The following is a 22,447-nucleotide window of genomic DNA, read 5'->3' as shown; positions in this document are numbered from 1 at the left end:
TGCATGGCCGACCAACCGAATTCCCCCGATTCCACCTCCCGTCCCGACAGCCGTGAACCGAACTGGGAGCGCGCGGCGCTCGAGCGGATCGCGCTCGCGGCCGTGAAGGAACAGCGCGCGGCGCGGCGCTGGAAGATTTTCTTCCGCTTCGCGTTCCTGGGCGTGTTCGTGCTGCTCGCGTTCGCGCTGATCGATTTCTCGAGCGATGCGAAATTAACGTCGAGCGGGCGGCATACGGCGCTCGTGACGATCGACGGCGAGATCGCGGCCGGCGTCAATGCGAATGCCGAAGACATCAACACGGCGCTCGGCTCCGCGTTCGACGACGACGGCACGGTCGGCGTCGTGCTGCGGATCAACAGCCCGGGCGGCAGCCCCGTGCAGGCCGGCATGGTCTACGACGAGATCCGGCGGCTGCGCGCGAAGCATCCGGACAAGCCGCTGTACGTCGTCGTGACCGACATGTGCGCATCGGGCGGCTATTACATCGCGGCCGCGGCCGACAAGATCTTCGTCGACAAGGCGAGCATCGTCGGGTCGATCGGCGTGCTGATGGACGGTTTCGGCTTCACCGGGCTGATGGGCAAGCTCGGTGTCGATCGGCGCCTGCACACGTCGGGCGAAAACAAGGGCTTCTACGATCCGTTCTCGCCGGAGACGCCGAAGATGGATGCGCATGCGCAGGTGCTGCTCGACCAGGTGCACGCGCAGTTCATCAAGGCCGTGAAGGATGGCCGCGGCAAGCGGCTGCATGAGACGCCCGACATGTTCTCCGGCCTGTTCTGGACCGGCGAGAAGAGCGTCGAACTCGGGCTTGCCGACGGCTACGGCACGACCGACACGGTCGCGCGCGACGTGCTGAAGGCGCCCGATCTCGTCGACTATACGGTGAAGGAAAGCCTGACGAACCGCGTCGCACGCAAGTTCGGCGCAGCCGTCGGCGGCGCCGCGATGAAGGCGCTGACGGCCGGCGGCGCGTCGTTCAGCCTGCGCTGACGGGCCTCCGGCGGGCCATGATGGCCCGCTGGCGCGCCGCGGCTTCAGTTCGCGAGCAGCAGGAAGATCGCAGGACGCTTGTGCAGATTCGGCGCAGGCGCCTTTTTCCAGTCCGCCACGGTGCGGCTCGCAATCGTCTCGGTCGCGAGGGTCAGGTCGGCCGCGACGCAGATCTGCGTCGACGGCGCGCAGGTCGCGATCAGCGTGTCGAGCATCGCGTGATTCCGGTACGGCGTCTCGATGAAGATCTGCGTCTGGCGCGCCTTGCGCGACAGCTGCTCGAGTTCGCGCAGGCGTTTCGCGCGCGCGGCCGCGTCGACCGGCAGGTAGCCGTTGAACGCGAAGCTCTGGCCGTTCAGGCCCGACGCCATCAGCGCGAGCAGGATCGAACTCGGTCCGACGAGCGGCACGACCTTCACGCCGCGCTCGTGTGCGCGGCGTACCAGCAATGCGCCGGGATCGGCGACGGCCGGGCAGCCGGCCTCGGACACGAGGCCGGCGTCCGCGCCGGCCAGCACGGGCGCGAGCAGCCGGTCGATTTCGCCGGCCGGCGTATTGACGTTCAGTTCGCGGATCTCGATTTCCTGGATCGGACGCGTCGTGCCGATCTTCTTCAGAAAGACGCGCGTCGTTTTCGCGTTCTCGCCGATGTAATAGCCGAGCGTGCCGGCGCGTGCCTGCACGGCCGCGGGCAGCACGGCGGCGAGCATCGATTCGTCGCCTTCGCCAAGCGTGTTCGGGACGAGATAAAGCGTGCCGGCCGTCATGCGCGGTCTCCACGAGTGGTTGCAAACAGCGGATATTCGGCGGCGCGCAGCATCCGCGTGAGCGCGATCAGCGGCAGGCCGACGAGCGCGGTCGGGTCGTCCGAGTCGATCGCGTCGAGCAGCGCGATGCCGAGCCCTTCGGATTTCGCGCTGCCGGCAACGTCGTACGGCGTTTCCGCGCGCAGGTACGCGTCGAGTTCGGCCTCGGGCAGCGAGCGGAAGCGTACGCGCGTGACGATGTCCTCGACCTGCGCCTCGCCCGTGCGGCTGTCGTACAGGCAGAGCGCGCTGTGGAATTCGACTTCGCGGCCCTGCATCGACATGAGCTGCGCGAGCGCGCGCTCGTGCGTGCCGGGCTTGCCGATCTGGAGCCCGTCGAAGGTCGCGACCTGGTCCGACCCGATCACGAGCACGCCGTCCGGCGCGTCGATCGTCGCGGCGACGGCACGCGCTTTCGCGCCGGCGAGGCGCAGAGCGGTCGCGGCCGGAGTTTCGCCGTCGAGCGGGGTTTCGTCGAGGTCGGGCGACACGACGTCGAACGGCACGCCGAGGCGCTCGAGAAGCGTGCGGCGGTAGCGGGAACTGGAGGCAAGAATCAGCCGCGGCGGGCGGCAAACGGTATCCGGCATGGTCGGTTGGATAGGTGGGTCGTCGGGTGTTGTGCGGACGCAAGCTTAAGTGATTGACCGCAAAAGGTAAAACAGGTATGCTTTCCCGCTTTTCGTCGGCAGGCTTCCGTGGTGGCGCCTGCCGGGTCTTCGGAAGTAAAGTACGTACCCGTACCGTACGTGAGTGAGCGGCGCCAAGCCGGATCCCGCAAGTCAGCCTGTAGGCAGGAGCGCACATGAACACTTCTTCTGGCAAACCTGCGGCGGCGCTTGATCCGCACGCGGTCGATCTGTTCGAGTTCGCCCGCAGCGGGCGACAGGCAGCAGGGGCGGTGCGCCTCTCGCAACTGCCGCGCATGTTAAACGAAGTGCCGGCGGACGCGCCAGATCGCGACACGGTCTTCACGTGGCAGGCGGAAGGGTTCACGCAGAAGGAATTGCAGGACGACGGCGCCGATGGGCAGCAGCCGTATCTGCGCCTCGCGGTGCATGGCCAGGCGTGGCTCACGTGCCAGCGCTGCATGACCCCGTACGACCAGACGTTCGGCGTCGACATGGTGTATCGCGTCGTCGCGACCGAAGAAGAAGCTGAAGAATTTCCGCTCGACGACGATGAAGCCGATGTGATCGTGGGCTCACGCCAGTTCGATCTCGTCGACTTGATCGAAGAGGAGTTGCTGCTTTCGTTGCCGCTCGTGCCCAAGCACGAGGTTTGCCCGGCAGTTCACGAAAGTCTCGTGTCGGGTGCGAGCGGTCCTGAGGAAGAGGCGGACGAAGAGTCCGGCGAAGCCGCGGACGAAGGCAAACGGCCGAATCCGTTCGCAGCGCTGGAAGCGCTGAAGAAGGATGGTGACGGCACCAAGAAACACTAAGCAGTTGTGGCGCGGGAAGGCGTAAGGGCTTTGGGCCAGGGTAGTTAAGCGCCGGATCGGGCTGTGTTAGAATCCGGAAAATTATTTAGGAGTTAGTCATGGCAGTCCAGCAAAACAAGAAGTCGCCGTCGAAGCGCGGCATGCATCGTTCGCACGATTTCCTGACGGCAACGCCGCTGGCAGTCGAGCCGAGCACGGGTGAAGTGCACCTGCGTCACCACGTCAGCCCGAACGGCTACTATCGCGGCAAGAAAGTCGTCAAGACGAAGAACGACTAAGCGTCAAGTCACGCGTTGCGCGCTACGTTCGCCGTTCGCGTGACAACTGGTTCGCTTGACACTTTCCTGGCTCAACAAAAAGGCGGCATTCAACTGCCGCTTTTTTGTGCCTGAAATTCGTCGCATTCCATGACCGTAAAGCTCACAATCGATTGCATGGGAGGCGACCACGGCCCGTCCGTGACCGTTCCCGCGGCAGTCAAGTTCGTCCGCGCGCATCCCGATGCGCACCTGATGCTCGTCGGCATCGAAAGCGCGATCCGCGCTCAGCTCAAGAAGCTGAAAGCTCTCGACGATCCCTCGCTGACCATCGTGCCCGCCACCGAAGTCGTGGCGATGGACGACCCTGTCGAAGTGGCGCTGCGCAAGAAGAAGGATTCTTCGATGCGCGTCGCGCTCAACCACGTCAAGGAAGGCGCGGCGCAGGCCTGCATCTCCGCCGGCAATACGGGCGCGCTGATGGCCGTTTCCCGTTACGTACTCAAGACGCTGCCCGGCATCGAGCGGCCCGCGATCGCGTCCGCGCTGCCGAACCCGACCGGCTACACGATGATGCTGGACCTCGGCGCGAACGTCGACTGCGAGCCGCAGCACCTGCTGCAGTTCGCGGAGATGGGGCACGCGCTGGTGGCCGCGCTCGAAGGCAAGGAGCGGCCGACGATCGGCCTGCTGAACATCGGCGAAGAGGTCATCAAGGGCAACGACACGATCAAGCGCGCAGGCGAGTTGCTGCGCGCCAGCACGCTGAATTTCCGCGGTAACGTGGAAGGCAACGACATCTACAAGGGCACCGTCGACGTGATCGTGTGCGACGGCTTCGTCGGCAACGTCGCGCTGAAGACGTCCGAGGGGCTTGCGCAGATGCTGTCCAACATCATCCGCGAGGAGTTCGGCCGTTCGCTGATGTCGAGGTTGATGGCGCTGCTCGCGCTGCCTGTCCTGATGCGTTTCAAGAAGCGCGTCGACCACCGCCAGTACAACGGCGCGGCGCTGCTGGGGCTGAAGAGCCTCGTGATCAAGAGCCACGGTTCGGCCGATGCCTACGCGTTTGAGTGGGCGATCAAACGCGGGTATGATGCGGTCAAAAACGGCGTGCTGGAGCGCCTCGCGCGCGCGATGGCGGACAATTCGGCGTCGCTCGGCGACGGCGAGCACGACGCGGGCGGCGCGGGCCATGCAAGCCCGGCCGCAGGCCCTCACGCCGAACCCTCCGCTGCGCAATCCTCTAAAGCATAAATGGCCCAATCGACTCTCTATTCCCGCGTGCTCGGCACGGGCAGCTATCTGCCGCCCGACCGCGTCACGAACCAGCAGTTGACCGATCGTCTCGCGAAGGATGGCATCGAGACGAGCGATGAATGGATCGTTGCGCGCACGGGCATCCATGCGCGCCATTTCGCCGCACCGGACGTCACCACGAGCGATCTCGCGCTCGAGGCGTCGCGTCGTGCGATCGAAATGGCCGGTATCGATCCGCAGTCGATCGACCTGATCATCGTCGCGACTTCGACCCCCGATTTCGTGTTCCCGAGCACCGCGTGCCTGCTGCAGAACAAGCTCGGCATCAAGAACGGCGGCGCGGCATTCGACGTGCAGGCCGTGTGTTCGGGCTTTGCGTACGCGATGGCGACGGCCGACAGCTTCATCCGCAGCGGCCAGCATCGCACGGCGCTCGTGGTCGGCGCGGAGACGTTCTCGCGCATCCTCGACTTCAAGGACCGCACGACCTGCGTGTTGTTCGGCGACGGCGCGGGCGCGGTGATCCTGTCCGCGTCGGAAGAGCCGGGCGTGCTCGGCAGCGCACTGCACGCGGACGGCAGCTATTCGCATATTCTCTGCACGCCGGGCAACGTGAATCGCGGCGTGATCGAGGGCAGCGCGTTCCTGTACATGGACGGGCAGGCTGTGTTCAAGCTCGCGGTCAACGTGCTCGAGAAGGTTGCAATCGAGGCGCTCGCAAAGGCGAATCTCGCGCCCGAACAAATCGACTGGCTGATTCCGCACCAGGCCAACATCCGCATCATGACCAGCACCTGCCGCAAGCTCGGCCTGCCGCAGGAACGCATGGTCGTGACGGTCGACCAGCACGGCAACACGTCGGCCGCGTCGATCCCGCTGGCGTTCGACACCGCGGTGCGCGACGGCCGCATCCAGCGTGGCCAGCACGTGCTGATCGAAGGCGTCGGCGGCGGCTTCACCTGGGGCGCGTCGGTCTTCCGCTTCTGATCCGCGGCGCGCGACTGCTGCGCGCGGATCCCATCGGCGCGCCGTTCGTGCGCGCCGTCCGAATCGATTCAATTGGGGACGATATGAAATTTGCATTCGTTTTTCCGGGGCAGGGCTCGCAGGCAGTCGGCATGCTCAACGCATTCGCCGATCTGGCCGTCGTGCGCGAGACGCTCCAGGAGGCGTCTGACGCACTCAATCAGGACCTCGGCAAGCTGATCGCCGAAGGCCCGGCCGAAGAGCTGAATCTGACCACCAACACGCAGCCCGTGATGCTGACCGCCGCTTACGCGTGCTACCGCGCGTGGCAGCAGGCCGGCGGCCCGGCGCCGTCGATCGTCGCCGGCCACAGCCTCGGTGAATACACGGCGCTCGTCGCGGCGGGCGCGCTCGCGTTCAAGGACGCGGTGCCGCTCGTGCGCTTCCGCGCGCAAGCGATGCAGACGGCCGTGCCGGTCGGTCAGGGCGGCATGGCCGCGATCCTGGGCCTCGACGACGACACGGTGCGCGCGGTGTGCGCTGAAGCCGCGGAAGCGGGCGTCGTCGAAGCGGTGAACTTCAATGCGCCCGCGCAGGTCGTGATTGCAGGCAACAAGGCCGCCGTCGAAAAGGCGTGCGAGATCGCGAAGGCGAAGGGCGCGAAGCGCGCGCTGCCGCTGCCCGTGTCGGCACCGTTCCATTCGTCGCTGCTCAAGCCGGCATCGGACCAGTTGCGCGACTATCTCGTGAACGTCGACGTGAAGGCGCCGCAGATTCCGGTCGTCAACAACATCGACGTCGCCGTGGTCAGCGATCCGGCCGCGATCAAGGACGCGCTGGTGCGCCAGGCGGCAGGCCCGGTGCGCTGGGTCGAGTGCGTGCGGCACATCGCCGGCGCGGGCATCACGCACGTGATCGAATGCGGTCCGGGCAAGGTGCTCGCCGGCCTGACGAAGCGCATCGACGGCAACCTGACGGGGGCGTCGGTGTTCGATCCGGTGTCGCTCGACGAAGCGCTCAAGCTGGTGACCGCCTGACGCGGCGCCTTTTCTCAAGAGACGGATATTCGATTCATGGAAAAGACTCTCGATAAACAGGTTGCGATCGTGACCGGCGCGTCGCGCGGCATCGGCCGGTCGATCGCGCTCGAACTCGCGCGCCTGGGCGCGACGGTGATCGGCACCGCAACGAGCGAATCGGGCGCTGCCGCGATCACCGCGGCGTTCGCGGAAGCGGGCGTCACGGGCCGCGGCGCGGTGCTGAACGTCAACGACGCGGCGGCCGCCGAGGCGCTGATCGACGCGACCGTGAAGGAATTCGGCGCGCTGAACGTGCTCGTCAACAACGCGGGCATCACGCAGGACCAGCTCGCGATGCGGATGAAGGACGAGGACTGGGACGCGGTGATCGACACCAACCTGAAGTCGGTGTTCCGCCTGTCGCGCGCGGTACTGCGCCCGATGATGAAGGCGCGCGGCGGACGCATCATCAACATCACGTCGGTGGTCGGTTCGGCCGGCAACCCGGGTCAGGTCAACTACGCGGCCGCGAAGGCCGGCGTTGCGGGCATGACGCGTGCGCTCGCGCGCGAAATCGGCAGCCGCGGCATCACCGTGAACTGCGTCGCGCCGGGCTTCATCGACACCGACATGACGAAGACGCTGCCGGAAGAACAGCAGGCCGCGCTCAAGACCCAGATTCCGCTCGGCCGCCTCGGCAGCCCGGAGGACATCGCCCATGCCGTCGCGTTCCTCGCATCGCCGCAGGCCGGTTATATCACCGGCACGACGCTGCACGTGAACGGCGGCATGTACATGTCGTAACGATTTTCGTTTACTATCCGCGCCGTATCCCGTTTTTCAGGCGGATCGGCGCTTGATCGGCCATCAAGCCAACGCGCGTTTTGGCGTCAGCAAACCTGATAAAATGCGCGCACTTGTAAATCTGAACTTTCCCTCGGAGGGGTAATGGACAACATCGAACAACGTGTCAAGAAGATCGTCGCTGAACAACTGGGCGTCGCGGAAGCAGAGATCAAGAACGAAGCTTCGTTCGTGAACGATCTGGGCGCCGACTCGCTCGACACGGTCGAACTGGTGATGGCTCTCGAAGACGAGTTCGGCATGGAAATCCCGGACGAAGAAGCAGAGAAGATCACGACCGTTCAGCAAGCGATCGACTACGCTCGCGCAAACGTCAAGGCGTAAGCGCCTTTCGCGCTTGTTCGCCACGTCGCCGCGATCTTCGCGATTGACGCGCCATCCTGCCGGCTTCGCGCCGGACGGACTAACAGCCACAGGGCTCGCAGGGCTGGTTCCTGTGGCCACTGTGGCTTTTGTTTTTGTCATCCAATAATGGAAAAGAGGTTACCGTGAGCCGCCGTCGTGTTGTCGTTACAGGCCTGGGGCTGATTTCGCCTGTTGGCAATAATGTTGCCGACGGCTGGGCCAATCTCGTCGCCGGCAAGTCCGGCATCGCCACCGTCACGAAGTTCGATCCGTCGAACCTCGCCGTGCATTTCGCGGGCGAGGTGAAGGGTTTCAGCGCCGAGGAGTACATCCCGGCGAAGGAAGCCCGCAGCATGGATACCTTCATCCATTACGGCATCGCCGCCGGCGTGCAGGCGCTCAAGGACAGTGGTCTGGAAGTGACCGACGCCAATGCGGAACGCATCGGCGTGCTGGTCGGTTCCGGCATCGGCGGCCTGCCGATGATCGAAGATACGCACCAGACCTACGTCGATCGCGGTCCGCGCCGGATTTCGCCGTTCTTCGTGCCGGGTTCGATCATCAACATGATCTCGGGCCACCTGAGCATCATGTTCGGCCTGAAGGGCCCGAACCTCGCGACCGTGACGGCCTGTACGACCGGCCTGCACAGCATCGGTCTCGCCGCGCGCCTGATCCAGGCCGGCGACGCGGACGTGATGGTCGCGGGCGGCGCCGAGTCGACGGTGTCGCCGCTCGGCATCGGCGGCTTCGCGGCCGCGCGCGCGCTGTCGACCCGCAACGATGATCCGGCGACCGCGTCCCGTCCGTGGGACAAGGATCGCGACGGCTTCGTGCTGGGCGAGGGCGCAGGCGTGATGGTGCTGGAAGAGTACGAGTCGGCGAAGGCGCGTGGTGCGAAGATCTACGCGGAAGTCGCGGGCTTCGGCATGACCGGCGACGCGTACCACATGACCGCGCCGAACATGGACGGTCCGCGCCGCTGCATGGTCGCAGCGCTGCGCGACGCCGGCGTGAACCCGGACGAGGCCCAGTACCTGAACGCGCACGGCACGTCGACCCAGCTGGGCGACAAGAACGAGTCCGACGCGGTGAAGGCGGCCTTCGGCGAGCATGCGTACAAGCTCGTCGTGAACTCGACGAAGTCGATGACGGGCCACCTGCTGGGCGGCGCGGGCGGCCTCGAGTCGGTGTTCACGGTGCTGGCGCTGCACAACAATGTGTCGCCGCCGACCATCAACATCTTCAACCAGGATCCCGAGTGCGATCTCGATTACTGTGCGAACACCGCGCGTGACATGAAGATCGACGTGGCCGTGAAGAACAACTTCGGCTTCGGCGGTACCAACGGCACGCTGGTGTTCAAGCGCATCTGACGCTGAAATCGCTTGACGAGTCCATTCGATGCTCCGGCCGGGCGTCCGCAGCGCTTTGCGTTGCGGGCCTCGGCCGTGTCGTATGTGGTGCTGGCCGCGTTCGTCGCGTCGGCTGCCGCGTCGGCGTACCTGTTCTGGGCGCCGCGCGCGGGCGCTGCCGCCGGCGCATGCGTGTCGGCCGCGACGGCCGCGCTGCTGGCCGTGTGCGCCGCGCGAGCCTGCGCCCGCCGGCTGCCGGCCGAGTTGCGGATCGATGCATTCGGGGAAGTTGCGGCGTTTGGCCGCACCGGGCGGCTGCTGGCCCGCGGCCGCGTGACGGGCCATGCGCACTGGAGCAGCCTGCTGCTCGTGCTGTCGGTCGGGCAGGGTGCCCGGCGGGCCCGGCCGCTGCTGATTCCGGCCGATGCGCTCGACGCCGCGTCGTTCAGCGCGCTGTCCGTGCTGGCGAGAACCGCGGGCGCTGCCGGGCGGGCATGACGGCGGCGCGGTTACCGACCGTAACCAGCGGCCGGCGCGGGAACGATACAATAGCGCTCCGCGTTGCATCCCTAGTTAATGGATTTGTCAGGTGAGTGAAAAAGAAATTGATCAGGTTCTGGTCGAGCGCGTACAGAAGGGCGACAAGGCAGCGTTCGAACTCCTGGTCTCCAAATACCACCGCAAGATCATTCGGCTGATCTCGCGCCTCGTGCGGGATCCCGCCGAGGTCGAGGATGTGGCCCAGGACGCGTTCATCAAGGCGTATCGTGCGCTGCCGCAATTTCGCGGCGAGTCGGCGTTCTACACGTGGTTGTACCGGATTGCCGTCAATACGGCGAAGAACTACCTTGCGACGCAAGGCCGCCGCGCACCGACCTCGACCGAGGCCGATGCGGAGGAAGCGGAAACTTTCTCCGACGCAGACCAACTAAGGGATATCAACACGCCTGAGTCGATGTTGATGAGCAAGCAGATTGCCGAGACGGTCAACGCTGCAATGGCCGCCTTGCCCGAAGAACTGCGCCAGGCGATTACGCTGCGCGAGATCGAGGGCCTGAGCTACGAAGAGATCGCGGAAATGATGGGCTGTCCGATCGGGACGGTCCGGTCGCGGATCTTCCGTGCTCGCGAGGCAATCGCTGCCAAATTGCGTCCGCTGCTCGATACGCCCGAAGGCAAGCGCTGGTAAGCGCGACGGGCGGAACGACGCGGGTCGGGGTCTAGTAACGGATAGAGTCGTGAAGTCACGACGGGGTGTGCAAGATGGGGAGCATCATGGGGTCGGTCAATACGCAGTCGCAGGCGTGCTCACGCGGCGAGCGCCTTTCCGCGCTGGTCGACGGCGAAATGTTCGATGGCCCGGATCACGGGCAGTTTCTGGCTGAGCTCGACCGCGCGGATCGCGCTGCGTGGGCCCATTACCACCTGATTGGCGATGCGCTGCGCTCGGACGAACTCGCGTTGTCGCCCGCGCTGAGCGTCGCGTTCACCGCGCGCATGTCGGCCGCGCTCGAAAGCGAGCCGCACCTGCTCGCGCCGGCGGCTGCGCCGGTCGCGCGCAAGCTGCTGTCGCTGCGCCGGCGCGTCGTGCCCGCGTTCGCGGTGGCCGCCGCGGCGGCCACGCTGACGTGGATCGTCGTTCCGCAACTGCAGACGGCCGGCACGCCGGGCGCCGTCCAGGTCGCGTCGGTCGGTGCGCCGCAAAGCGGCAACCTGCAGCGCGTGACGGTCGCGCAGGCGTCGGCCCAGCCGGGGCTGCAGGACGTCAACATCATTCGCGACGCCAGTCTCGACCAATACCTTGAAGCGCACCAGCAATTCGCGCAGCAGCCCGTCGTCACGGGTTCGATGCCGCTGATCCGCGCTGCCGTGACCACCACGCCAGGCCAATAAACCCGATGCGGACATTGCAGTTGAATCACGCCATCTCCGGATGGAAGCGGCTGCCGGCCCTCCTGCTTTGCGCAGCCGCCCTGTTGTCCGTTCAATCCCTTCCTGCCAGCGCCCAGCAACCGGACGATCCCGTCGCGACCCGCAAGGGCGCCGCCGACTGGCTCGACCGCGTCCAGCAGGCGGCGCAGCAGCAGAGCTACGAGGGCACGTTCGTCTACCAGCGCGGCGGGTATGTCCAGTCGTCGCGTATCGCGCACGTTGCGTCCCGCGACGGCGAGTTCGAGCGGATCGAGACGCTCGACGGCAAGCCGCGCAAGCTGCTGCGGCATAACGACGAGCTGTACACGTTTGTGCCGGAGCGCAAGCTGTGCGTGGTCGAGCGCCGTCAGACGCGCGATTCGTTCCCCGCGCTGCTCGGCGCGAGCGGCGAACACGTGATGTCCGTCTACGACGCGAAGTCGCTCGGCAAGGACCGCGTGGCCGGGATCGACGCGCAGGTCGTCGAGCTCGTACCGAAGGATGCCTACCGTTTCACGTACAAGCTTTGGGCCGACGCGCGCACCGGGCTGCTGCTGCGTTCGCAGACGCTGGATGCGAACGATCGCGTGCTCGAACAGATTGCGTTCTCGCAATTGCAGGCGGGCGGTGCGAGCGGCGACAAGGCCGCGATCGCGGCCGGCATGCGCAACCTGAGCGGCTGGACCGTCGTGCGTCCGCCGGTCGCGACGGTCGACATGGAAGCGCAGGGCTGGCAGTTCGCGCCGAGCGTCGCCGGTTTCAAGAAGATCCGCGAAGTGCGCCGGCCGATGGCTGCGCGCGATGCGGGTGATCCGCCGATTCCGGTCGATCAGGCCGTCTTCACCGACGGTCTCGCGACGATCTCCGTTTTCATCGAGCCGGCCGAAAAGAATACGCGCAAGGAAGGCGCGGGCAGCACCGGTGCGACGCACGTTCTCGTGAAGCGTCGCGGCGACTACTGGATCACCGTGCTCGGCGAAGTGCCGCCGGCAACGTTGCAGCAGTTCGCGTCTGCCATAGAATACAAGGCTTCCAAGTAACGCTACGGCTTCCGACATGATGAAACACACGCTGCGCAAATGGCTCGCGGCGGCGGCGCTGTCTGCCTGCCTGCCGCTCGTGCCGCATACCGCGGTCGCGGTGACGGCTCCCGCTGCCAGCCTGCCCGACTTCGCCGATCTGGTCGAAAGGGTCGGGCCGGCCGTCGTGAACATCAGGACCACCGCCAACGTGCCGACGAGCAGCGGCCCGCGCGGGATGCTCCCGCCGGGCTTCGACAACGGCGACATGTCGGAATTCTTCCGGCGCTTCTTCGGCATTCCGCTGCCGCAGGCACCCGGCAACGGTAGCGGCAACGGCAACCCGAAGAACGCGCCGGCACCGGACAATCCGCCCGACACCGAGCAGAATCGCGGCGTCGGCTCGGGCTTCATCGTGTCGGCCGACGGTTACGTGATGACCAATGCGCACGTCGTCGACGACGCGGACACCATTTACGTGACGCTGACCGACAAGCGCGAATTCAAGGCGAAGCTGATCGGCGTCGACGATCGCACGGACGTCGCGGTCGTCAAGATCCAGGCGTCGAACCTGCCTGTCGTCGCGATCGGCGACTCGAACAAGGTGCGCGTCGGCGAGTGGGTCGTCGCGATCGGTTCGCCGTTCGGTCTCGACAACACGGTGACGGCCGGCATCGTCAGCTCGAAGAGCCGCAACACGGGCGACTATCTGCCGTTCATCCAGACCGACGTCGCCGTGAACCCTGGCAACTCGGGCGGCCCGCTGATCAACATGCAGGGTGAGGTGATCGGCATCAACTCGCAGATCTACAGCCGTACCGGCGGCTTCATGGGCATCTCGTTCGCGATTCCGATCGACGAGGCGATGCGCGTGGCCGATCAGCTGAAGGCGACGGGCAAGGTCACGCGCGGCCGGATCGCGGTGGCGATCGGCGAGGTGACGAAGGACGTGGCCGACTCGATCGGGTTGCCGAAGGCCGAAGGCGCGCTCGTCAGCAGCGTCGAGCCGGGCGGCCCGGCCGACAAGGCAGGCATCCAGCCGGGCGACATTATCCTGAAGTTCAACGGCCGTCCGGTCGACGCGGCGTCGGACCTGCCGCGCATGGTCGGCGACACGAAACCTGGCACGAAGGCGGCCGTCAGCGTGTGGCGCAAGGGTCAGGCGCGCGATTTGCCGATCACGATCGCGGAGACGCCGGTCGAGTCGACGGCCAAGGCGGAACAGCGCAAGAACGCGCCGCAGAAGCCGCGCCAGACCAATTCGCTCGGTCTGACGGTCAGCGACCTGACGGCGGATCAGTTGAAGACGCTGAAGTTGAAGAACGGTGTGCAGATCGACGGCGTCGACGGCCCGGCTGCCCGTGCGGGCCTGCAGCGCGGCGACATCGTGCTGCGCGTCGGCGATACCGACATCACGAGCGCGAAGCAGCTTGCCGAAGTGACCGCGCAGCTCGATCCGCAAAAGGCGGTCGCGGTGCTGGTGCGGCGCGGCGACAATACGCAGTTCGTGCCGGTGCGGCCGCGCCAGAAGTAACGCGCCGATGTTCACGCTCTACGGCCGCGGCTGGTGCCACCTGTGCGACGACATGCGCGACGCACTGGCGCCGGTGGCGGCCGAATTCGGCGTCGCGGTCGACTATGTCGACATCGACACCGATGCGGCGCTCGTCGCCCGCTACGACGAGGACGTGCCGGTGCTGCTGCTGGACGGCGCGGAAGTGTGCCGCCACCGGTTCGACGACGCGAGGGTGCGCGACGCGCTCATGGCCCGGCGCTGAGCCTGGCCGGTCGCCGGCCGGGGTCGCTTCGCACGGGACTTGGCCCGGCAGGCGCCCCGGCCGGGCGCCGCGCGGCCAGGCGTCCGAAATACCGCCCGGTGAAGCCCTTTTCGGCTAAAATAGGCTGTTTTTTCACCGACTTACACAAGGCGTGCTCCGCAGTCGTCGAGCGCGCCTTTTTCGCTTGATCGGCACTGAATGGATCATATTCGCAATTTCTCGATCATCGCGCACATCGACCATGGCAAGTCGACGCTCGCGGATCGCATCATCCAGGTCTGCGGCGGCCTCGCCGACCGTGAAATGGAAGCGCAGGTGCTCGACTCGATGGATATCGAGCGCGAGCGCGGCATCACGATCAAGGCGCAGACAGCCGCACTGTCCTATCGCGCGCGCGACGGCAAGGTCTACAACCTGAACCTGATCGACACGCCGGGGCACGTCGACTTCTCGTACGAAGTCAGCCGTTCGCTGTCCGCGTGCGAAGGCGCGCTGCTGGTCGTCGACGCGAGCCAGGGCGTCGAGGCGCAGACGGTCGCGAACTGCTACACGGCGATCGAGCTCGGCGTCGAGGTCGTGCCGGTGCTGAACAAGATCGACCTGCCGGCCGCGAACCCCGAGAACGCGATCGAGGAGATCGAGGACGTGATCGGCATCGACGCGACCGACGCGACGCGCTGCAGCGCGAAGACGGGCCTCGGCGTCGAGGACGTGCTCGAAGCGCTGATCGCGAAGGTGCCGCCGCCGAAGGGCGATCCGGACGCACCGCTGCAGGCGCTCATCATCGATTCGTGGTTCGACAACTACGTCGGCGTCGTGATGCTGGTGCGCATCGTCAACGGCACGCTGCGCCCGAAGGACAAGATCAAGATGATGGCGACCGGCGCACAGTATCCGGTCGAGCACATCGGCGTGTTCACGCCGAAGTCGCGCAATCTCGATTCGCTGTCGGCGGGGCAGGTGGGCTTCATCATCGCCGGCATCAAGGAACTGACGGCCGCGAAGGTCGGCGATACCGTCACGCATGCGGCCAAGCCGGCGGCGGAAGCGCTGCCGGGCTTCAAGGAAGTGAAGCCGCAGGTGTTCGCAGGGCTGTATCCGGTGGAAGCGAACCAGTACGACGCGCTGCGCGAATCGCTCGAGAAGCTGAAGCTCAACGACGCGTCGCTGCAGTACGAGCCGGAAGTGTCGCAGGCGCTCGGCTTCGGGTTCCGGTGCGGCTTCCTGGGTCTCCTGCATATGGAGATCGTGCAGGAGCGGCTGGAGCGCGAATTCGACATGGACCTCATTACCACGGCACCGACCGTGGTCTACGAGGTCCTGATGAGCGACGGCTCGATCGTGATGGTCGAGAATCCCGCGAAGATGCCGGAACCGCCGAAGATCGAGGAGATCCGCGAGCCGATCGTCACGGTGAATCTCTACATGCCGCAGGACTACGTCGGCTCGGTGATCACGCTGTGCACGCAGAAGCGCGGCTCGCAGATCAACATGCAGTATCACGGCCGCCAGGTGCAGTTGACCTACGAAATCCCGATGGCCGAGATCGTGCTCGATTTCTTCGACCGCCTGAAGTCGGTGTCGCGCGGCTACGCGTCGATGGACTACGAGTTCAAGGAATACCGGTCGGCGGACGTCGTGAAGGTCGACATGCTGATCAACGGCGACAAGGTCGACGCGCTGTCGGTGATCGTCCACCGGTCGCAATCGCAGTATCGCGGCCGCGAAGTGGCGGCGAAGATGCGCGAGATCATTCCGCGCCAGATGTACGACGTGGCGATCCAGGCCACGATCGGTGCGCACATCATCGCCCGCGAGAACATCAAGGCGCTGCGCAAGAACGTGCTGGCGAAGTGTTATGGCGGCGACATCACGCGCAAGAAAAAACTGCTCGAAAAGCAGAAGGCAGGCAAGAAACGCATGAAGCAGGTGGGGTCGGTCGAGATCCCGCAGGAAGCGTTCCTTGCAATCCTGCGCGTCGAAGACAAATAACAGGACTGTTCCTTTTATGAATTTTGCGCTGATTCTTTTTGTGCTCGTCGCCGTGACGGGCGTAGCGTGGGTGCTGGACAAACTGGTGTTCCTGCCGCGGCGACGCATGGCGGCCGACTCGGCGATCGAGGAGTTCGATCGCCAGCAGTCGCGCATCGACAAGCGTTTCGCGGACGAAAACGCCGTGCAGACGCGTTCGAAGCTGCGCGACGAGAAACTGCGCCAGCCGTGGTGGCTCGAGTACACCGCGAGCTTCTTCCCGGTGATCCTGGCGGTGTTCGTCGTGCGTTCGTTCATCATCGAGCCGTTCAAGATTCCGTCGGGCTCGATGGTGCCGACGCTGCTCGTCGGCGACTTCATCCTCGTCAACAAGTTCGAGTACGGGCTGCGCCTGCCGGTCACGAACACGAAGATCACGCAGGGCAGCCCGCTGTCGCGCGGCGACGTCGTCGTGTTCCGTTATCCGAAGGACGAGTCGGTCGACTACATCAAGCGCGTGATCGGCCTGCCGGGCGACACGGTCGCGTACCAGGACAAGCAGCTCACGATCAACGGCCAGCCGGTGCCCGAAACGCCGCTGCCCGATTTCTTCGACGACGAGCGCCAGAATTACGCGAAGCAGTTCGAGGAGACGATCGGCAACAAGAAGAATGCGATCCTCAACAACCCGGCGGTGCCGCCGTTCGTGATGGGCGCATACGACTATCCGTATCGCGACAACTGCACGTACAACAGCCGCGGTGTGATCTGCAAGGTGCCGCCCGGTCACTACTTCATGATGGGCGACAACCGCGACAACAGCGCGGACAGCCGCTACTGGGGTTTCGTGCCGGACCGGAACATCGTCGGTCGCGCGTTCTTCATCTGGATGAACTTCAGCGACCTGAAGCGCATCGGTTCCTTCAACTGATCGCATTCGATTCACACGGAATACGCGACGCACGGGCCGCGTCGCGTATTGCCGAACTACTTTAAGAACCGGCGGTAACACCGCCTCGTCACGCCTTTTCGTGTCCGGCCGTGCCGTTTCGGCCCGACCGGCGCCCGCGTTATACTCCTGCACATGCCCCTATCCCAGTTGGAAAGCCGGCTGCGCTACGAATTTCGCAATGCGGAATTGTTGCGCCAGGCTTTGACCCATCGCAGTCACAGCGCCACGCACAACGAACGGCTCGAGTTTCTCGGCGACTCCGTTCTGAATTGCGCGGTGGCCGCCCTTTTGTTCCAGCGTTTCAGCAAGCTGGACGAAGGTGACCTGTCGCGCGTACGCGCCAACCTCGTCAAACAGCAGTCGCTGTACGAAATTGCTCAGGCCCTGAATATTTCGGACGGGTTGCGGCTGGGCGAGGGCGAACTGCGCAGCGGCGGTTTCCGCCGCCCGTCAATCCTCGCGGACGCGTTCGAAGCCATCATCGGGGCCGTGTTCCTCGATGGCGGCTTCGAAGCCGCCCAAGGGGTCATCAAGCGCCTCTACATCCCGATTCTCGACCACATCGATCCGCGCACGCTCGGCAAGGACGCGAAGACGCTGCTGCAGGAATACCTGCAGGGGCACAAGATCGCGCTGCCGACCTACACGGTCGTCGCGACGCATGGTGCGGCGCACAATCAGCAATTCGAAGTCGAATGCACGGTGCCGAAGCTGGACGTGAAGGTGTCGGGCTCCGGTGCGAGCCGGCGCGCGGCCGAGCAGGCCGCAGCGAAGAAGGCGCTCGACGAGGTAATGGCGGCCGCGCCGATGCTGGCCGCGAAGCCGAAGCGCTCGAAAAACGCGCGCGGGTCGAAGCATGTCGAACCCGAAATCGTGCCGGGCGTGAAGGGCGTGCAGGAAGCGCTCGACCTGCGCTCGCCGGAGCGGAAGGAACGGGCGGCTGCGCGCGAGGCCAAGGTGGCCGGTGCGGCGCCCGCGGCAACCGCTGCGACCGGCGCCGGCGCTGAGTCGGCTGCGGCGCCGATGGCCGCGATTCGAGCGGCGCATGTCGAGTCGGCTGCGGACAAGGGTGAACGGGCGGCGAAGCCGGCGACCGACAAGCTTGCTGAAAAGCCGGCCGAGCGCACCGACAAAGTTGCGGAAAAGTCCGCGGAGGTCACGCCGCGCGCAGCCGACAAGCCGGCCGGCCACGCAGCCGATCCGGCATCGTCGTCCGCCGACAAGCCTTCCGCCGGCTCCGATCCCGCTTCGCGCGCGACCGTGCGCGCACGCGATGCCGCGGCGCCCGATTCCGATACGCCGACGGGCGGCGCGAGCCTCGCTGCCACGCAGGCGCGCGTGGCCGATGCCGACCACTGAATTGCCCATCGATCGTGCCGCGCGCCGCGCGGCCGTTTCCGAACCTGTCTCCCAAACGATATGAACACTCCCGCTCCTACCGGTTTCCGTTGCGGCATGATCGCGATCGTGGGCCGCCCGAACGTCGGCAAGTCGACGTTGATGAACGCACTCGTCGGCCAGAAGATCAGCATCACGTCGCGCAAGGCGCAGACGACCCGCCATCGCATCACCGGCATCAACACGTTCGACGACGCGCAGTTCGTGTTCGTCGACACGCCGGGTTTCCAGACCCGTCACAGCACCGCGCTGAACCGTTCGCTGAACCGCGCGGTCACGTCGACGCTGACGTCGGTCGACGTGATCCTGTTCGTGATCGAGGCTGGCCGCTTCGGACCCGACGACCAGAAGGTGCTCGATCTGATCCCGCCCGGCATGCCGACGCTGCTGATCGCGAACAAGATCGACCGCGTGACCGACAAGGCGTCGCTGTTCCCGTTCATGCAGCAGATGAGCGCGCTGCGCGAATTCACCGAACTCGTGCCGCTGTCGGCGCAGCGGCCGGAAGACATCAAGCGCCTGCTGGAGACGATCAAGCCGTACCTGCCGGAAGGCGAGCCGATCTACGGCGAGGATGAACTCACCGATCGCAGCTCGCGCTTCCTCGCGGCCGAGATCCTGCGCGAGAAGGTGTTCCGCTGGACCGGCGACGAACTGCCGTATACGAGCACCGTCATCATCGACAAGTTCGAGGAGGAGGGGCGCCTGAAGCGCATCTTCGCGACGATCCTCGTCGAGCGCGATTCGCACAAGGCGATGGTGATCGGCAAGAAGGGCGAGAAGCTCAAGCAGATCAGCACCGAGGCGCGGATGGACATGGAGAAGCTGTTCGACGGCCCCGTGTACCTCGAGACCTTCGTGAAGGTGAAGAGCGGCTGGGCCGACAACGAGGCGGGGCTGCGCGCCTATGGGTACGAATGACGCGCTGACGTCGACTGAAGACGCGGTAACGGCCGGCGCGAACGACGCGCCGCTGCCGGCACCGCCCGAACCGCCGCGCAAGGCGCGGCGCGCGACGTCTCGCACGTCCGATTTCCGCGTCGCCGAGCAGCCGGCGTTCGTGCTGCACAGCTATCCGTACCGGGAAACGAGCCTGATCGTCGACGTGCTGACGCGCGATCATGGCCGGCTCGCGCTCGTCGCGAAGGGCGCGAAGCGCCCGCACTCCGCGCTGCGCGGCGTGCTGCAGACATTCCAGCCGCTGCTGCTGTCCTGGTCGGGCAAATCCGAGGTGCGCACGCTGACGGGCGCCGAGTGGGTCGGCGGGATGCTGCCGCTCGCCGGCGACGGGCTGCTGTGCGGCTTTTACGCAAACGAGCTGCTCGTGAAATTCTGCGCGCGCGAAGATCCCCAGCCGCCGCTGTTCAATCATTACGTGCTGACCCTCACGCGCCTCGCGCACGGCGAACCCGCGGTGCAGGTGCTGCGCTCGTTCGAGCGCGTGCTGCTGCGCGAGACCGGCTACGCGATGGCGCTGAACCGCACGGTCGCGCGTCGTGCGGTCGAACCCGAGCGCCGGTACGTGTTCGATCCCGAGCGCGGCGTGCGCAATGCGGATGACGATGTGCCGTCGCACTGGCCGGTCATCACCGGACAGACGTTGCTCGACATGGAGCAGGACGATTACCATCGAGCCCAGACGGTTGCGCAAAGCAAGACGCTGATGCGCTTCCTGCTGAACACCTATCTCGGCGGTACGCCGCTTGCCACGCGCCAGATCCTGATCGACCTGCAAAACCTATGAGCTTCTTCCTGACAACGCCCACCGCCATCGACCTCGGCGTGAATATCGACCACGTCGCGACGCTGCGCAATGCGCGCGGCACGGCCTATCCCGACCCGATCCGCGCGGCGCTCGCCGCCGAAGAGGCCGGTGCGGACGCGATCACGCTGCACCTGCGCGAGGATCGCCGTCACATCGTCGACGCGGACGTGCGCAAGCTGCGCCCGCTGCTGAAGACGCGCATGAATCTCGAATGCGCGGTGACGGCCGAGATGCTCGACATCGCGTGCGAAGTGCGTCCGCACGACGCGTGCCTCGTGCCCGAGAAGCGCGAGGAACTGACGACCGAAGGCGGCCTCGACGTCGCCGGCCACTTCGAGGCCGTGCGCGCGGCGTGCAAGCAGCTTGCCGACGTGGGCGTGCGCGTGTCGCTGTTCATCGATCCGGACGAAACGCAGATCCGCGCCGCGCACGAAGCGGGCGCGCCGGTGATCGAACTGCATACGGGCCGCTATGCCGAGGCGCACGACGAAGCCGAGCAGCAGCGCGAATACGAGCGCATCGTCGCGGGCGTACAGGCCGGCGCGAAGCTCGGCCTGAAGGTCAACGCGGGTCACGGCCTGCATTACACGAACGTGCAGCAGATCGCCGCGATCGACGGCATCGTCGAGCTGAACATCGGCCACGCGATCGTCGCGCACGCGATCTTCGCGGGCTGGGACAACGCGGTGCGCGAGATGAAGGCGATCATGGTTGCCGCACGCGTCGCAGCGCTGCATGGCGGCGCGCGTTGAAGATGACATTCCATCGCGCCGAGTGCATCGTTTGCAACCCGGCCCCGCCGGGGCGCTCCGGCGCGTACTGACATGGCGATCTACGGTATCGGTACCGACATTGCCCAGGTGAGCCGCGTCGCGGCCGTGCTCGAACGCACCGGCGGCCGGTTTGCCGAGAAGGTGCTGGGCCCCGATGAGCTGCGCGTGTTCCATGCGCGCCGCGCACGTTCCGAGGCGCGCGGCATCGCGTTTCTCGCGACGCGCTTTTCCGCGAAGGAAGCGTTCTCGAAGGCGATCGGGCTCGGCATGCACTGGCCGATGACGTGGCGTGCATTGCAGACTCTCAACCACCCGAGCGGCGAGCCGTACGTGGTCGCGTCGGGCGAACTGGCCGATTGGCTTGCCGCGCGCGGCATCACGGCGCGCGTGACGGTCAGCGACGAACGCGACTATGCAGTGTCGTTCGTGATCGCCGAGACGGACGCCGCGCCTGCACCTGTTTCCCGAACCTCCTCCTGACGGAATTCCCGATTCGATGAAAACGACTCCCGGCCCGGTCATGCTCGACGTCGTCGGCACGGCCCTGTCGCGCGACGATGCGCGGCGCCTCGCGCATCCGAACACCGGCGGCGTGATCCTGTTCGCGCGGCACTTCCAGAATCGCGCGCAGCTGACCGCGCTGACCGACTCGATCCGCGCGGTGCGCGAAGACATCCTGATCGCCGTCGATCACGAAGGCGGGCGCGTGCAGCGTTTCCGCACCGACGGCTTCACGGTGCTGCCCGCGATGCGCCGCCTCGGCGAGCTGTGGGATCGCGACGTGCTGCTCGCGACGAAGGTCGCGACCGCCGTCGGCTACATCCTGGCCGCCGAGCTGCGCGCGTGCGGGATCGACATGAGCTTCACGCCCGTGCTCGATCTCGACTACGGGCACTCGAAAGTGATCGGCGATCGCGCGTTCCATCGCGACCCGCGCGTCGTCACGCTGCTCGCGAAGAGCCTGAACCACGGGCTGTCGCTTGCCGGGATGGCGAACTGCGGCAAGCATTTTCCGGGGCACGGCTTCGCGGAGGCCGATTCGCACGTCGCGCTGCCGACCGACGATCGCACGCTCGACGCGATCCTCAAGCAGGACGTCGCGCCGTACGACTGGCTCGGCTTGTCGCTGTCCGCGGTGATTCCCGCGCACGTGATCTACACGCAGGTCGACCAGCGGCCGGCCGGTTTCTCGCGCGTGTGGCTGCAGGACATCCTGCGCGGCCGGCTCGGCTTCGCGGGCGCGATCTTCAGTGACGACCTGTCGATGGAGGCCGCCCGCGAAGGCGGCACGCTCACGCAGGCGGCCGAAGCGGCGCTCGCCGCCGGGTGCGACATGGTGCTTGTCTGCAACCAGCCGGACGCAGCCGAGGCCGTGCTGAACGAGCTGAAGGCGCACGCATCGGCCGAGTCGGTGCGACGCCTCAAGCGGATGCGCGCGCGCGGCAAGGCGCTCAAGTGGGACAAGCTGATCGTGCAGCCCGAGTATCTGCAGGCGCAGGCGCTGTTGAGCAGTGCACTCGTGTAAGCGGGGAAGGGACGCGGTAACGCGCCATTCCGGTTGCTGAAACAAA

The 22,447-nt window shown here is 66.0% G+C and carries 25 protein-coding genes; 23 read left to right on the top strand and 2 right to left on the bottom strand.

Features of this window, described 5'->3' with window-relative positions; translation table 11 throughout:
- Nucleotides 1-3 precede the first annotated feature (3 nt).
- On the top strand, nt 4-996 hold the full coding sequence (locus tag DM992_RS16020; protein WP_111017529.1) for a S49 family peptidase: 993 nt from the start codon (nt 4-6) through the stop codon (nt 994-996).
- Nucleotides 997-1,040: 44 nt separating this feature from the next.
- On the opposite strand, the gene DM992_RS16015 is transcribed toward DM992_RS16020, so the two are convergent.
- Nucleotides 1,041-1,763 (bottom strand): SAM-dependent methyltransferase, encoded by a 723-nt coding sequence (locus tag DM992_RS16015; RefSeq protein WP_034183089.1) that lies wholly within the window; start codon nt 1,761-1,763, stop codon nt 1,041-1,043.
- Nucleotides 1,760-2,392, bottom strand: coding sequence for a Maf-like protein (locus DM992_RS16010; protein WP_111017528.1), 633 nt, complete (start codon nt 2,390-2,392; stop codon nt 1,760-1,762). Before DM992_RS16010 ends, DM992_RS16015 begins: the two co-directional genes overlap by 4 nt.
- A 215-nt stretch (nt 2,393-2,607) precedes the next feature.
- Here DM992_RS16010 and DM992_RS16005 point away from each other — a divergent pair, with 215 nt between their 5' ends.
- The 22 genes from DM992_RS16005 (at nt 2,608) to nagZ (ending at nt 22,401) form a co-directional block, all read left to right on the top strand.
- The gene (locus tag DM992_RS16005) at nt 2,608-3,243 is read left to right on the top strand and encodes a DUF177 domain-containing protein (RefSeq protein ID WP_111017527.1); all 636 of its coding nucleotides are present in this window, start codon (nt 2,608-2,610) and stop codon (nt 3,241-3,243) included.
- Nucleotides 3,244-3,341: 98 nt separating this feature from the next.
- Nucleotides 3,342-3,521, top strand: a complete 180-nt coding sequence (rpmF, locus tag DM992_RS16000) for a 50S ribosomal protein L32 (protein ID WP_006759765.1) — start codon at nt 3,342-3,344, stop codon at nt 3,519-3,521.
- A 129-nt stretch (nt 3,522-3,650) separates the two neighbouring features.
- Nucleotides 3,651-4,757 carry a phosphate acyltransferase PlsX gene (plsX, locus tag DM992_RS15995; protein ID WP_111017526.1) on the top strand — a complete coding sequence of 369 codons (1,107 nt, stop codon included), beginning with the start codon at nt 3,651-3,653 and terminating at the stop codon, nt 4,755-4,757.
- A complete protein-coding gene (locus DM992_RS15990) occupies nt 4,758-5,747 on the top strand; it encodes a beta-ketoacyl-ACP synthase III (protein ID WP_111017525.1) in 990 nt (329 codons plus the stop codon).
- Nucleotides 5,748-5,830: 83 nt separating this feature from the next.
- Nucleotides 5,831-6,763 (top strand): ACP S-malonyltransferase, encoded by a 933-nt coding sequence (gene fabD / locus DM992_RS15985; protein ID WP_111017524.1) that lies wholly within the window; start codon nt 5,831-5,833, stop codon nt 6,761-6,763.
- Between the two features lie 36 nt (nt 6,764-6,799).
- Nucleotides 6,800-7,549 (top strand): 3-oxoacyl-ACP reductase FabG, encoded by a 750-nt coding sequence (gene fabG, locus DM992_RS15980; protein WP_034183095.1) that lies wholly within the window; start codon nt 6,800-6,802, stop codon nt 7,547-7,549.
- Between the two features lie 144 nt (nt 7,550-7,693).
- The gene (gene acpP, locus DM992_RS15975) at nt 7,694-7,933 is read left to right on the top strand and encodes an acyl carrier protein (protein WP_004197638.1); all 240 of its coding nucleotides are present in this window, start codon (nt 7,694-7,696) and stop codon (nt 7,931-7,933) included.
- 164 nt (nt 7,934-8,097) lie between these two features.
- Entirely contained in the window at nt 8,098-9,330 is a 1,233-nt protein-coding gene (gene fabF / locus DM992_RS15970) for a beta-ketoacyl-ACP synthase II (RefSeq protein ID WP_111017523.1), read from the top strand.
- A gap of 12 nt (nt 9,331-9,342) precedes the next feature.
- Nucleotides 9,343-9,807, top strand: coding sequence for a hypothetical protein (locus DM992_RS15965; protein WP_111017522.1), 465 nt, complete (start codon nt 9,343-9,345; stop codon nt 9,805-9,807).
- A 91-nt stretch (nt 9,808-9,898) separates the two neighbouring features.
- Nucleotides 9,899-10,498 carry an RNA polymerase sigma factor RpoE gene (gene rpoE, locus DM992_RS15960; RefSeq protein WP_034183098.1) on the top strand — a complete coding sequence of 200 codons (600 nt, stop codon included), beginning with the start codon at nt 9,899-9,901 and terminating at the stop codon, nt 10,496-10,498.
- Between the two features lie 86 nt (nt 10,499-10,584).
- Entirely contained in the window at nt 10,585-11,202 is a 618-nt protein-coding gene (locus tag DM992_RS15955; RefSeq protein ID WP_111017521.1) for a sigma-E factor negative regulatory protein, read from the top strand.
- 5 nt (nt 11,203-11,207) lie between these two features.
- Nucleotides 11,208-12,260, top strand: coding sequence for a MucB/RseB C-terminal domain-containing protein (locus tag DM992_RS15950; protein ID WP_111017520.1), 1,053 nt, complete (start codon nt 11,208-11,210; stop codon nt 12,258-12,260).
- 16 nt (nt 12,261-12,276) lie between these two features.
- Nucleotides 12,277-13,773 (top strand): DegQ family serine endoprotease, encoded by a 1,497-nt coding sequence (locus DM992_RS15945; RefSeq protein ID WP_111017519.1) that lies wholly within the window; start codon nt 12,277-12,279, stop codon nt 13,771-13,773.
- A 7-nt stretch (nt 13,774-13,780) separates the two neighbouring features.
- Entirely contained in the window at nt 13,781-14,017 is a 237-nt protein-coding gene (locus DM992_RS15940; RefSeq protein ID WP_034183102.1) for a glutaredoxin family protein, read from the top strand.
- Nucleotides 14,018-14,215: 198 nt separating this feature from the next.
- On the top strand, nt 14,216-16,009 hold the full coding sequence (gene lepA, locus DM992_RS15935) for a translation elongation factor 4 (protein WP_111017518.1): 1,794 nt from the start codon (nt 14,216-14,218) through the stop codon (nt 16,007-16,009).
- Nucleotides 16,010-16,025: 16 nt separating this feature from the next.
- On the top strand, nt 16,026-16,919 hold the full coding sequence (gene lepB, locus DM992_RS15930; RefSeq protein ID WP_072435995.1) for a signal peptidase I: 894 nt from the start codon (nt 16,026-16,028) through the stop codon (nt 16,917-16,919).
- Between the two features lie 153 nt (nt 16,920-17,072).
- Nucleotides 17,073-18,299: a ribonuclease III gene (gene rnc, locus DM992_RS15925; protein WP_111017517.1), complete on the top strand. Its 1,227-nt coding sequence runs from the start codon at nt 17,073-17,075 to the stop codon at nt 18,297-18,299.
- A 60-nt stretch (nt 18,300-18,359) separates the two neighbouring features.
- Nucleotides 18,360-19,259 carry a GTPase Era gene (era, locus tag DM992_RS15920; protein ID WP_111017516.1) on the top strand — a complete coding sequence of 300 codons (900 nt, stop codon included), beginning with the start codon at nt 18,360-18,362 and terminating at the stop codon, nt 19,257-19,259.
- Nucleotides 19,246-20,082, top strand: coding sequence for a DNA repair protein RecO (gene recO / locus DM992_RS15915; RefSeq protein WP_105390724.1), 837 nt, complete (start codon nt 19,246-19,248; stop codon nt 20,080-20,082). The genes era and recO overlap by 14 nt, the downstream gene beginning before the upstream one ends.
- On the top strand, nt 20,079-20,855 hold the full coding sequence (gene pdxJ / locus DM992_RS15910) for a pyridoxine 5'-phosphate synthase (RefSeq protein WP_105390725.1): 777 nt from the start codon (nt 20,079-20,081) through the stop codon (nt 20,853-20,855). Before recO ends, pdxJ begins: the two co-directional genes overlap by 4 nt.
- A gap of 72 nt (nt 20,856-20,927) precedes the next feature.
- Nucleotides 20,928-21,356, top strand: a complete 429-nt coding sequence (acpS, locus tag DM992_RS15905) for a holo-ACP synthase (protein WP_021159685.1) — start codon at nt 20,928-20,930, stop codon at nt 21,354-21,356.
- 16 nt (nt 21,357-21,372) lie between these two features.
- A complete protein-coding gene (nagZ, locus tag DM992_RS15900) occupies nt 21,373-22,401 on the top strand; it encodes a beta-N-acetylhexosaminidase (protein ID WP_111017515.1) in 1,029 nt (342 codons plus the stop codon).
- Nucleotides 22,402-22,447: the final 46 nt, after the last annotated feature.

Source organism: Burkholderia sp. JP2-270 (assembly GCF_003233675.1).
Classification (GTDB): domain Bacteria; phylum Pseudomonadota; class Gammaproteobacteria; order Burkholderiales; family Burkholderiaceae; genus Burkholderia; species Burkholderia pyrrocinia_C.
Note: the sequence above shows the minus strand (reverse complement) of the source record. Positions and strands in the feature narration are given on the sequence as shown.